The organism is Glutamicibacter sp. NPDC090743, assembly GCF_044769125.1.
In the GTDB taxonomy this organism is placed as follows: Bacteria; Actinomycetota; Actinomycetes; order Actinomycetales; family Micrococcaceae; genus Glutamicibacter.
This window is the reverse complement of record NZ_JBIVXE010000003.1, coordinates 113,209-124,859: the sequence shown is the minus strand read 5'-3', so window position 1 is coordinate 124,859 and position 11,651 is coordinate 113,209. Positions and strand designations below refer to the sequence as shown.

Sequence of the window (11,651 nt, the reverse complement as noted above, 5' to 3'; positions counted from 1 at the left end):
CTACCGAAGGGACTACAACCATGACACGAACTTTGACTCTCAACGCGTTCTTGATGACTACCGGGCATCATGAATCCTCGTGGCGCCTGCCGCTGAGCGACCCTCTTGCCGGAACGGACATCGGCCACTACATCCGTTTGGCGCAGCTGGCCGAGAAAGCGAAGCTCGACGCGATCTTCTTCGCAGACGGCCCAGTGCTTCAAGGGCCGGTCGCCCAACGACCTGCAGGAATCCTCGACCCTGTGACAGTGCTTTCTGCCATCGCCCCGTTGACCCGGCACATTGGGCTGATAGCGACCGCATCAACCAGCTACAACGACCCCTATAATCTTGCCCGCCGCTTTGCAAGCCTGGATGCGATCAGCAATGGGCGTGCGGGCTGGAACGTCGTCACCACAGCAGGCGATGCAGCGGCGAGGAATTTCTCCCAATCCGCCCAATTAGACAGCTCGCAACGATACCGTCGCGCCGAGGAATTCCTGGAGGTGGTGAAGAAGCTCTGGGACTCCTGGGAGCCGGATGCAGTCGTTGCTGACAAGGGAAGCGGGATCTGGGCGGATCCGGGCAAGATACACCCCGCGGCCCACATCGGGGAGCACTTCCAGGTTGCTGGAGCGCTCAATGTCCCGCGGTCGCCCCAGGGGCATCCGGTGATCGTCCAGGCGGGAGCTTCGGCCGCCGGCAAGGAATTCGCCGGGCGATGGGCTGAAACCATTTTCACCGCTCACCAATCATTTGAGTCTGCCAGGGACTTCTACCAGGAAATCAAGGACAAGGCAGCAGGTAACGGCCGAGCAGCGCATTCGGTCAAAGTCCTTCCAGGAATTGTTCCCATCCTTGGTTCCACGGAAGCCGAAGCCAATGAATTGGCGGATTCCCTGGATGAGCTCATTCTGCCGGAATACGCCAGGAATACGTTGGCCCAGCAGTTGCATGTGGAGCCGGCAATCCTTGAACTGGACCGAGAACTTCCCGCCGAGCTGGAGAATACCGTGGCCAAGGAGAAATCCACCTCCCGAAGGGATCTCATCTTGGATTTGGGTTACCGAAGGAAGCTCACAGTTCGCCAGATCATCCGGGAGCTAGGTCCTGGCCGGGGACACCAGACGTTCTCGGGTACGCCGGAGCAGCTGGCGGACCGGATCGAGTACTGGTTCAAAGCCGGAGCGGCCGATGGATTTAATATCATGGCTCCGGTCTTGCCGGCAGGTCTCGAAGTATTCACGGAGCAGGTAGTCCCGATTTTGCAGCAGCGCAAGCTTTTCCGTACCGAATACGAGCAGAGTACGCTTCGCGGAAACTACGGGTTGCCAGTACCGGCAAATAATCGCTTGGACTTGGCATTCTAGAGCCTGATAGTCGTGTACCGAAGGACGAGAGCCATTGCTCTCGTCCTTCGGTTGCCGGTGGGATCAGGCCCCGGCGGATACCGGTTGCTGGTTCAGCTGCGTCCTCCGGGAATGCCTTGGGCGATCAGCATGGAGAAACCGCAAGGAAAGTACTGGCCGAGGGGAGCCGCACGAAGTTGATTCGACAGGGCTCCCACCACGGGCAGCAGCTGGTGAAGTGCAAATCGAAGTAGCGCGATTACTACCCGGCATCGCGCAAGAGCAATAAGAGCTTCATCAGCGCCAAGACCCTGGCCAAAACCAAGGCTGTCACCCGTGGCAAGAAGGGCAACGGCGTTTGGGCGCTTTCCAGAAACAAAGCAAAATCATTAGCTGCAGCTACTAAGGACGGCAAGGCGCCAGTTGGACCCGAAATCAGTGGAGGAGGCAAGAAGGGTACATGTGGCACTTCCACCCGAACAAGCGGACCCCTGACGTTCATCTCTTCTGCGGAAGCTCGACCTGGGAAAGAACTTGCACGAAGCATTGGTGCCGCCAGCTACTGTTGGCGGTACCAATAGTGCTTGAATTGGGGAACTATGACTGACTACCAAGAACTCTTGCAGGCTGCTCGTGCACACTACGGGGTTGGCGCTGCTCCACGCGTGTCGGAAGCTGCAGCACTTCTCACCTCGTTGGGTGGCAAGACCTTCGACTACTCCAGGTTCGCCGGCAACCTCATCGATGAATATGTAGACTCGGCACGTGTAGTTGCAGCCTACGATATTTCCGACCCGGAGCTCCTTGCTTCCCGGTCCTTGCCGGTTGAACGCGAAATGATGGAATGGCCTCCCGAAGAAGATGAAGACAGCTACGACGTTGTGTTCACTAAGGATGAAGAGCTGTGGAACGTCATTCAGGACGAGCTCGGTGGGATGAGGCGAGCAATTGTCTTGCTTGAGCATGCTGAAGGGGATGCAGGCGCTGTAGGCAACTTCCGTGTAGCTGGATTCGCACAGTGGCTAAGGGAGACGCTCTGGGCTGCTACCGGTGTCGTTCCGCGAGATCCAGGCTGGCCGGATGAGAGCGCCATTCTGTATGAGAAGGCTTTTGCGATGCAGGGACGGCCAGGTTGCGAACCAGACCCAATCGATTGACGAGTATTGTCGGGTCAATCCGAGACACTTTCCAAGCTGCTTGCATCACCAGCCACGCTTTCGGCAAGGGGTGCATGGCGTTGCATGGAGTACGGAATGCGTCATACAAATTCCAGTAGAAGTCGAAAACGCTTGGATCCGCGAAGCTACACGGATCCAAGCGTTTTTTATGAGATTTCGGGCTGGGTTACGACTTAGCTCATTGTGCCTCGGCCTCGGACTCGGCGGCTGCGGCTTCAGCGGCCTTCTCCTGGTGGATCACTTCGGCCAAGAGCTTTTCCATTTCCTTGGCGACACCTGCGGCGGAAGCTGGGTTCTGTCCGGTGACCAGGCGTTCGGAGACTTGTACATTCTCTTCGAAGTTATCGGCGGCGATATGCGTGGCGCCTTGCTCGGTGAGCTTGTCGGCCAGGAAGAACGGAATGATCTTATCCTTGCCTACGGCCACTTCTTCATCGTTGGTGAATGCTGCAACGGTTTTGCCACTTAAGAGTTTCAAACCATGATGCAGCTCGACATCGAGCAGACCGGCCGGGCCGTGGCAGACTGCACCGACAACGCCGCCCTTGTTGTAGATAGCGCCGACCAGCTTTTGCAGGCCCTCATTATTGGGGAAGTCCCACATGGTGCCGTGGCCTCCCACGAGGTACACGGCGTCGTACTGTTCGGGGTCGACGACTTCAACCCTTGCGGTGTTGTACAAGCCGGCACGGGTCGTTTCGTCCTGGGTGAACTGGACCTGGACCGGGTCGTCCTGGTCCACTGTGTCGCGCGGGGGCCGTCCGCCTTTAATGGAAGCGAAGTCGACGAAGTGCCCGGAATCCCGGAACACCTTCCATGGATGTGCGGCCTCGGCGACGTTGTATCCGGTAGGTTCCTTGTCATTACCGATTTCGGAAACGCTGGTCAGGACCATGAGGATTTTCTTCAAGGTGTGCTCCTTTCGCATTCGTCCTTCCACCCTTGTACAACAGGCAGGCTGTCGCAAGGGCGATGCGCAAGTTGCCAGTTTGCTTTCCGGAATCGTGCTCCGGAGGGAGAACAAGTGGGACGTGGCTCCTGTTTCTAGCCCCGGAGCGAGTTTGGCGTGCGTTGCCAACTAAGCATGCGCTTAAAGCCAACGCCCTTGGGGCGGACTTTGCGAGAATGAATGCACCGGCCGGGATATGCCGTGCATCACTTCTTGAACCTTGGAGAGCCATCCCGGATTGGTATCTTTCGAAAGGATTGCACTCGTGAACACCGCCCCTAGCCTTCTCTTGGTCAACGGCACCATCCATACGCTGGATCCGCATGAACGCATAGTCAATGCGATGGCCGTCCGCGCAGGAAAGATTGTCGCGCTCGGAGAGGATGCGCTGGCGCTGCGTGGGCCGGAAATGGAAATTATCGATCTGGACGGGGCCACGATCATGCCCGGGCTGATGGACGTGCACAATCATCACATGCTTGCCGGGCAGATGGACCTGTTCGAGCTCAACGTTCCGCCAACTCTCAACCTGGACGAGTTCCTGGAGGCAGTCGCGGTCTGGTCGGATAAGCTGGCTGCGGACCAGTGGGTCATCGGTGGCAGCTGGGGTTCGGGCCTGTTGAGCGAGATCAATACGCCCCAGGCACTGGCGCGGCTGGATCAGGCCACCGGCGGCCGGCCGGCCTTGCTCAAGGATGATGCTAAGCACAACCGATGGGTGAACAGCCATGCCTTGGAGCTTGCGGGCATCACCGGCGCGACCCCTCACCCCGAAGGCGGGGAAATCATGCGGGATGCCGAAGGCCGAGCCACCGGCGTGCTGCTGGAAGCCGGCGGGGTCATTGTCGAACAGGTCCGCGAATCACTGAGCCCCACGCCGACTTGGCAGTTGGCCGAAGCGGCATCGCGGGGCATGGAAATACTGCATTCTTACGGCATCACCGGTTTCCAGGATGCTGCCGCCTCCTTGCAACTCATGCAGGCCCTGAAAGAACTCGATGAATCCGGGAATCTGCACGCCTGGGTGGTTTCCAGCATGCAGGCCAATGACTTCATTTTCGGGACCCATCCGCTGGGCGAGGGGATCATTGCCGAGCGCGAGCAAACCAGGTCAACTCATCACCGCCCGGATTTCATCAAGATCTTCCTTGATGGCGTTCCGCCGGCAGGGACCGGAGCCTTCATCGAACCGTATCTGGAGGGTGCGGGATTCCCTGAATGCCATTGCGGCAACACCACAATGCCTCCAGAAGAACTCGAGGGCTGGCTGATGAGCACGGCGCGGCGGGGCATTTCCGCGAAGATCCACTGCACCGGCGATGCTTCGGTGCGCCTGGTCCTGGACACAGTCCAAAAGGTGCGCGATGCAGGTCTGGGCGACCCGAAATACCATATCGCCCACGGCCAGTTCATTCACCCGGATGACCTGCCGCGCTTTGCAGAACTGGGAGTCACCGCGGATATCTCGCCGTCACTGTGGTTCCCCGGGGTGATTACCGAAGCCATGAAACTCGTCCTTCCCGCCGACCGGGCATCCAAGATGCACCCGAACAAGACCTTGCTGGCCACCGGGGCGCTAGTTGCCGGCGGCTCGGACTGGCCGGTGAGCGTTTCCCCGAACGCATGGGAAGGAATCTACGGTCTGGTCACCCGCAAGGATCCTACCGGAGCTTTCCCCGGAACGCTCTGGGAGGAAGAAGCCGTGACCTTGGCGGATGCCTTGCGCATCTACACGATCAATTGCGCCAAAGCGATGGGACTGGATGACCTGACCGGGTCGCTGGAAATCGGTAAGTCCGCTGACTTCATCATGCTCTCGGCAGACCCGTTTGAGGTGCAACTCGAAGAGCTGCCGCAGATCACTGCACAGCAGACCTGGTTCAGCGGGCAAAAGGTCTACGACCGACTCGGATCCTCGAGCGTGCCGGTGCGCTAATCGCCTGCCCAGCACGTTGTTCTCAGCCGGCCAGGGTATCGGCCGGAGCATCATTATTTACCCGCGGCAACTCGCCGCTGTCTCGAAGGAAAGCCATGGACTCGATACTGGCTGGCGCGCGCACAAAAACAGGCGGCGACCGCGGAACCTACATCTACATCGGTGCCTACAGCGCGGTGCTGTACATGGTGCTGCTGACCGCACCGGTGATCGCCTCCAAGCTGGTGGCGCAATTCGGCCTGACGGCTACCCAAGTAGGCGGGCTGCTGTCCATGGAGCTCGGGGCCTTCAGCTTGGCGACTATCCCCGCCTATCTGTGGCTCAAGCGCGTCAACCTCGTGACGGCAACTCGTGTCTTCACGCTGGTTGCCGTGGCCGGAAATGTGGTCTCGGGCTTTGCGGACAACTACGCGCTCTTGGCGGTGTGCCGCATTGTGACGTCCCTGGCTGCTGGCTCGATCACCGTGGTGATCCTGAGCTTGAGCGGCAGGAGCGCGAACCCAGGACGGGCCTATGGGTTATTCGTTGCGGCCCAGCTGGTCATGGGCGCCGTGATTCTGGCGCTCTTCCCGGTGCTCTTCGCGGATTCCGCGGTGTCTGCGATCTACTGGACCATGGCTGGGCTAGCCCTGTGCTGCATGGCGGTTGCGCACCGCATCGATGGCAACGTGCTGTTGGGAAGCACCGCTGACCCGGCTGCCGATAGTGCCAACTACGGGCACCGGCCGGCCCCGAGATCCAAGGCGTTTCTGGCCCTGGCGGCGGTAATGCTTTTCTACGTAGCGTTGAGCGGGGTGTGGTCGTTCATGGGGCAATTCGCGGCGTCCGCGCAGATCAATTTGAGTACGACGAGCCTGATTCTCGCTGTTGCGACAGTCCCGGGAATTGCTTCCTCCTTGCTGGCCACATTCCTGGGCGACCATCCGCGCCGCCCGCTGTTCCTCATTCTCGGTTATCTGGCGATGCTGCTGTCCATCGGCTTGCTGTTCGGGTTGAGCGGAGCCGTGCAGTTCGCGGCCGCGGCGATCATCTTTAAATTCTCCTGGACCTTCATCCTGCCCTACTTGCTGGCCACGGTCTCCGACCTGGACTCCAGCGGCCACCTGATGAATTCCACGAACTTGATGATCGGCACCGGGTTCGCGCTTGGACCAGTTCTGGGCGGCATGCTCATCGAGGCTGCCAGCGGCTTTGGCGTGCTTCTCGTCGCCTGCAGTGTCGGAGTGCTGCTGTCCATGACCTGCGTGGTTCTCGTCCAGGGCCGCCATCAGCACGGCTTGCCCCAGCGCGTCGCTCCAATGGGAATTCCTGAATAGCAGTGCACGGTCCACCACCGGCTCATGCCAACCAGTGGAAAACAACGACTTTCCAGGACCTGCGCCGCTGGTAAAGGTGCCGAGGCATGTTCAGGGACCACAACGATTCGCCCAGAGCGCCATGAAGCCCCAGCCGGTGTCCTCGATCCTGTAAGGTTCACGGACACCCGCTGGGGCCCAGGCGCGCTTTTCCGATTGGCGAGGCGCTAGACTGCCAGCTTGCGGCGGATGAATCCGGACGCTTGGTCAACGACGATGATCAGAATCAGCACGATGATGATGTGCGTAAGCATCGTATCGAACTGGAACGACTTGATCGCCTGGTTGATGAGCAAGCCGATGCCGCCAGCACCGACCAGGCCCAGGACCAGTGACGATCGGACGTTGACGTCGAAGCGGTACAAGAGCAAGCCAACGAACTGCGGGATCACCAGCGGCAGTGCGCCATGGGTAAGCTGCTGAACCCGTGATGCGCCGGTGGTGGACAGCGCTTCCTGCGGGCCCTGATCGGTTTCTTCCAGGGACTCGGCCCAGAGCTTTCCCATCACTCCCGTGTTGTGGCAGATCAGCGCCAGCACACCTGCGAAGGGACCCAAGCCCACGGCGGTGACGAAGATGAGCGCAAAGACGATATCCGGTACCGCGCGGAAGAAGGACAAGATGCTGCGTGCTGCTTGGTAGGCCAGCGGATGCGGCGTCGTGGTGCGGCATGCGAGCACAGCGAGCACCAAGGCCGTAGGAATGGAGAAGGTCGTACCCAGCAAGCCGATCCACAAGGTGACCAGCGTTGCCTCCAAGCCAGGAAGTATGACTTTGTCCCAGCTCAGATCCGGCGGGAATGCGTCGCTGATGAATCGTGCCATCCCGCGCCAGCCTTCCACGAGCAGCGCCGGATCAAAATCAGTTCCCGCGATGGCCAGCAGATGAAGGGCGGCAATCACTGCAACTGCGGTAATCCAAAGGGTACGCCGGGCGGCCTTGTGCGGGACCCTGGGCAGTGCTGGGGCGGATTTTCCAGCGATCATTTGCGAAGTGCTTTCCACTGCCTGCTCCTTGATGCGAGTCCGGGTATGGAGGCTCATGCTGCAATCCTCTCGGGAGAGTAGAGAACGTCCAAGAAGTCGTCGCCGAGATTCTGGACCGGACCGTTGAAGGCGATACGTCCATGCAGCAACCCGATCGCCCGGTCTGCGTAGCGTTGTGCAAGCTCTGGCTGGTGCAGAACCGCGGCGACTGCAAGGTTTTCGTCGTGCGCCAAGGTAGCGAGCAATTCCATGATGTTCTCGGCCGCATGCGGGTCCAGAGCAGAAACCGGCTCATCGGCAAGCAGCACCGACGCGCGCTGGCACAGGGCCCTGGCGACGGCTACGCGCTGCTGCTGTCCGCCAGAAAGGCGCCCGACCTTGTCCAGGGCGCGGTCGGCCATGCCAACCCGGTCCAGGCAGGCCATTGCTTCTTCCCGCAGTTCGCGGGAGAAGAAAGCGGGGGAGAATGAGGCCAAGCCGGTGACACGGGCCAGGGCGCCTGCGCAGACATTGTCCAGTGCTGTGCGGCGGGGCACCAGATGGATCTTCTGGAACACCATGGCTGCCCGGGATCGCGCACGGGCTAGATCGCGGCCATGGAGATCGGCCAGGTGGATGCCATCCAATTCGATGCTTCCCGAATCCGGCGTGGCCAATCCCGCGACGCACTTGAGGGTGGTGGATTTTCCGGAGCCGTTGGCACCCAGAAAGGCCACGAGCTCGCCGCGGTTGACGGTGAAATCGACGTCATCAAGCACGCGGCGCTGGTTGAAGGACTTGGCCAGGGACTTCACCGAGAGGGCCGGACGGGGCAATTGCGTGGTGTCCATGGTTAGATATCGTCCTCGGTGAGGCCCATTTCGGAAGCCAGGTCGAACAGCGGGCCGTAGGTTTCCTTGGTGACTTCCAGCAATGGGCCCGGAGGGGTCACATCCAGGAAAGCTCCTACCTGGGCGATATCTTCCTCCGGCAGGTTCAGCAGCGCGTGCTTAACGGCTTTCTTCAGTTCCGGGTCGGCATCGGCGCTGATGGTGATCGGGTCATTCGGGATGGGTTCCGAGGTCCAGATCTGGCGGTAGTCTTCCGGGTTGAAGGTACCTTCTTCTTCGGCAACCGCCTGGGTCTGCGAGTTGAGCTGGGCGGCGTCGACAGTTCCGTTGGCCAAGGCCAGCAGTGATTCAGGATGCCCTCCTGCGTAGTTCAAGTTGACTTCGGACTCGGCAATGCCGGCAGTCTTCAGCGCGTAGCGCGGCAGGACATCTCCGGAGGTTGAGCCCACGCCGCCAAGTGCGAAGTCCTTTCCGCGCAGGTCTTCGAGGGTCTTGATTTCTGAATCCTTCGCAACCCAGATGCCACCGGTGTAGGTGCTGAGCTCGCCTTGGGCGGTCCCGAAGGACACGAGCGGTTCAGCGCCGGCCTGCTGGCTGGCGAACACGTATCCCACGGGACCGAACTGGCCAAGATCCAGTTTTCCATTGCGCATTGCCAGTACCTCTGCGGCGTAGTCCTCGACAACTTGGACCTCGACTTCGCATCCGAGCTCGCGCTCCAATGCGTCGGCGAGCACGCCGTACGCCGGTTCGAGCTTGGCTGGTGCTTCGTAGGGCTCGATGCCGAAATTGATGGGCCCATCGGCGCAGAACGCGGGGGCAGCGGAGTCGGCCTGCTCATCCGCCTGGGCGGACCCGCAAGCGGTGAGGGCCAGCAGGCCCAGCGAGACGGCAGAGAATTTAAATGCCTGAGAGATCTTCATGGTTTGCTCCAATGCGTGGTGTAGCTAAGCTAGGCGGTGATCGACGAAGCCATGGCCGGCTTGGCGAGGTTTTTGATGTTCTTGTCGGCCAGGCCGAAGGACAGGGTCATTCCGACTCCGGCGGTCACGGAGACGACGGTAATGGCGTCGGCGGCATTGCGGATGAGCAAGGGGCCGATAGCGCTGGAGGCATAGATTCCTTGCCAGCGTTCAATGACTTTCAGCTCGGTGCCACTCATGTAGCCCCCGATGGCCGAGAGCAATGTTTGCGAGGTCGCTTCCTTGAGGAAGGGAGCTTGGGTTGCGGCGTAGCTGTGCGAATCTCCCATGAGCAGGGTGCCGTCGGGCCTTTGGGTGAACATGACATTCGCCTGGATATCCAGCAGCTCCGGGTGCTCGGCGAGAACTTCAGCCTGCAGGGCCTTGGCTGCTGGCACTTCGGTGAAGGCCTCGTAGCGCAGCATGGAGGTGGCGGTGAGGACGGCCGGCTTCAACTCCAGGTCTTCGGAAGCTTCTGCGCGGAGCATCTGCAGCGCGCACCGGGTGATCTGGTGCTCCTGCGCGATCTGCGGGAAGAGGTAGTCCACGTCGTGGCCGACGCAAACGAAAACCTGGTCGGCTTCGAAGGCGCCGCGATTAGTTTGCACGCTGGCCCGGCGATGCCGGCCGGCACCGAATCCCAAGGCGCTGGTGCTGAACTGGACGCTGCCAGCAACATGGGCGTTGACCCACTGGGCCAGCTTGGCCACCGTGGTGCGCGGATCGACGCGCAGGTCATCACGCAGGAACGCGCCGCCGAGGAATCCTTCGGTGCTTTCGCGTCCGAACTGTTCTGCGATGTCCTGCGCGTTGAGCATCTCGACCTGCCCGGTTTCGCGGCGTGCGGACAGTTCGCGCAGGACCTGCAATTCCGTTTCTGTCGAGGCCACCACGACAGCTCCCGATTCAACGGCCCAGAAGCCAGCGCGTTCAGCGTAGTCAAGCCACAAGGGACGTCCTGACTGCGCCAGGTCGTAGAGTTCGCCGGACTGCGCGGTGATGCAGCAGTGGCCGAAGTTGCGGACCGATGCGCCGATGGCCTCATGGTCACGTTCCATGACGATTACCGAGAGGCCGGCGTCCAGGGCTCGAGCGGCATGGGCCAGGCCGACAATGCCGGCGCCGATCACCAGCACATCTGCGTGGTTGGCGACTGGCCGGGTCTGTGGGAAATTTTTTTCGTTGCTCACGACAGTGATCATCCATGCCCGGGATGAGCGGATTCAACCCGAAATGGCACTTGTTTGAACAAGTTTGCCTAGAGTTCAGAATGGGGTCCGTCTATTCACTTTCAGTTCACTGGAATGTCTTGTGAATCGCTGATTTCACAATAAAACCACTTGTATGATCAAGAGGTGATGGAGAACAAGAAGCAACCCAAGTACCAAGCCCTCACCACCTGGTTGCGGCAGGAAATAGCGGCTGGCACATGGCACGAAGGAGATGTCCTGCCCAGCGAGGCAGAACTCTGTGCCCGCGCCAATGCCTCGCGTGGCACGGTCCGGCATGCGCTCGCCCAGTTGCGTTCGGAGGGCCTCATTGCGGGGGGACAAGGCAAGCCGCCAATCGTGGCGCAACAGGTGCAATCCCAATCGTTTACCACCTTCATGTCCTTTACTGATTGGGCGCGCTCCATCGGATTGGAGGCTGGACAGGAAACGCGGGAATTGGCGCAGCGCCCGGCCGATGCCCTCGTGGCCGAGCAGCTCGAACTCGAAGAAGGTGCCAAGGTGGTGCAGATCCTGCGCCTGCGCTTGCTCGATGGGAGCCCGGCGATGCTGGAGCGGACTAGCTTTACCCAAGAAGTCGGTCGGCTGCTCTTCGAATTCGATGCGGATGACGGTTCGATTTTCGAGTACCTGCGGGAGCAAGGCGTAGACCTCTACCGAGGCAAGCACACCATCGACGCGGTGGCGGCCGATGAACTGGACGCGCAGCTGCTGGGTGTCCGGCTCGGCGCCCCGCTCCTGCGCGAACGGCGCGTGACTTCCGCCAAATCGGGGCAGAAACTTGAGTACTCCGATGATCGGTATTTGCCGGATCTGGCCAACTTCACCATTGAAAACACCAGCGAGCATCGCGCCTCATTGAGCCGTGTGCGAAGCATTGCTGTCTGAACAGGAAAAC

10 protein-coding genes are annotated in these 11,651 nt (G+C 60.4%); 5 read left to right on the top strand and 5 right to left on the bottom strand.

Going from position 1 to position 11,651, the window contains the following annotated elements:
- Window positions 1-20: 20 nt before the first annotated feature.
- Entirely contained in the window at window positions 21-1,349 is a 1,329-nt protein-coding gene (locus tag ACIQTS_RS07020; RefSeq protein WP_402472301.1) for an LLM class flavin-dependent oxidoreductase, read from the top strand.
- A 578-nt stretch (window positions 1,350-1,927) separates the two neighbouring features.
- Window positions 1,928-2,485 (top strand): hypothetical protein, encoded by a 558-nt coding sequence (locus tag ACIQTS_RS07015; protein ID WP_400290395.1) that lies wholly within the window; start codon window positions 1,928-1,930, stop codon window positions 2,483-2,485.
- 199 nt (window positions 2,486-2,684) lie between these two features.
- Here ACIQTS_RS07015 and ACIQTS_RS07010 read toward each other — a convergent pair whose 3' ends face one another.
- Window positions 2,685-3,416, bottom strand: a complete 732-nt coding sequence (locus ACIQTS_RS07010; protein WP_402472738.1) for a type 1 glutamine amidotransferase domain-containing protein — start codon at window positions 3,414-3,416, stop codon at window positions 2,685-2,687.
- 304 nt (window positions 3,417-3,720) lie between these two features.
- On the opposite strand from ACIQTS_RS07010, the gene ACIQTS_RS07005 reads away from it, so the two are divergent.
- Window positions 3,721-5,391, top strand: coding sequence for an amidohydrolase (locus ACIQTS_RS07005; RefSeq protein WP_402472297.1), 1,671 nt, complete (start codon window positions 3,721-3,723; stop codon window positions 5,389-5,391).
- Window positions 5,392-5,486: 95 nt separating this feature from the next.
- Window positions 5,487-6,707, top strand: a complete 1,221-nt coding sequence (locus tag ACIQTS_RS07000; protein WP_400290399.1) for an MFS transporter — start codon at window positions 5,487-5,489, stop codon at window positions 6,705-6,707.
- Window positions 6,708-6,913: 206 nt separating this feature from the next.
- Here ACIQTS_RS07000 and phnE read toward each other — a convergent pair whose 3' ends face one another.
- From phnE to ACIQTS_RS06980, 4 genes are read right to left on the bottom strand one after another with little or no spacing between them, the layout of a single operon-like run.
- Complete coding sequence (phnE, locus tag ACIQTS_RS06995) at window positions 6,914-7,789, bottom strand: phosphonate ABC transporter, permease protein PhnE (RefSeq protein ID WP_402472294.1); 876 nt, start codon at window positions 7,787-7,789, stop codon at window positions 6,914-6,916.
- Window positions 7,786-8,562 (bottom strand): phosphonate ABC transporter ATP-binding protein, encoded by a 777-nt coding sequence (locus tag ACIQTS_RS06990; protein WP_400290402.1) that lies wholly within the window; start codon window positions 8,560-8,562, stop codon window positions 7,786-7,788. The genes phnE and ACIQTS_RS06990 overlap by 4 nt, the downstream gene beginning before the upstream one ends.
- A gap of 2 nt (window positions 8,563-8,564) precedes the next feature.
- Window positions 8,565-9,485, bottom strand: coding sequence for a phosphate/phosphite/phosphonate ABC transporter substrate-binding protein (locus tag ACIQTS_RS06985; RefSeq protein WP_105658230.1), 921 nt, complete (start codon window positions 9,483-9,485; stop codon window positions 8,565-8,567).
- 29 nt (window positions 9,486-9,514) lie between these two features.
- Window positions 9,515-10,714 carry a TIGR03364 family FAD-dependent oxidoreductase gene (locus ACIQTS_RS06980; RefSeq protein ID WP_402472291.1) on the bottom strand — a complete coding sequence of 400 codons (1,200 nt, stop codon included), beginning with the start codon at window positions 10,712-10,714 and terminating at the stop codon, window positions 9,515-9,517.
- 168 nt (window positions 10,715-10,882) lie between these two features.
- On the opposite strand from ACIQTS_RS06980, the gene ACIQTS_RS06975 reads away from it, so the two are divergent.
- A complete protein-coding gene (locus tag ACIQTS_RS06975) occupies window positions 10,883-11,641 on the top strand; it encodes a GntR family transcriptional regulator (RefSeq protein WP_105661922.1) in 759 nt (252 codons plus the stop codon).
- The last annotated feature ends 10 nt before the right edge of the window (window positions 11,642-11,651 follow it).

Bases quoted from the DNA above. Each gene is read 5' to 3' on its own strand.
- ACIQTS_RS06975 (WP_105661922.1), top strand. From the start codon at position 10,883: ATGGAGAACAAGAAGCAACCCAAGTACCAAGCCCTCACCACCTGGTTG.
- ACIQTS_RS07020 (WP_402472301.1), top strand. From the start codon at position 21: ATGACACGAACTTTGACTCTCAACGCGTTCTTGATGACTACCGGGCAT.
- ACIQTS_RS07000 (WP_400290399.1), top strand. From the start codon at position 5,487: ATGGACTCGATACTGGCTGGCGCGCGCACAAAAACAGGCGGCGACCGC.
- ACIQTS_RS06990 (WP_400290402.1), bottom strand. From the start codon at position 8,562: ATGGACACCACGCAATTGCCCCGTCCGGCCCTCTCGGTGAAGTCCCTG.
- phnE (WP_402472294.1), bottom strand. From the start codon at position 7,789: ATGAGCCTCCATACCCGGACTCGCATCAAGGAGCAGGCAGTGGAAAGC.
- ACIQTS_RS06985 (WP_105658230.1), bottom strand. From the start codon at position 9,485: ATGAAGATCTCTCAGGCATTTAAATTCTCTGCCGTCTCGCTGGGCCTG.
- ACIQTS_RS07015 (WP_400290395.1), top strand. From the start codon at position 1,928: ATGACTGACTACCAAGAACTCTTGCAGGCTGCTCGTGCACACTACGGG.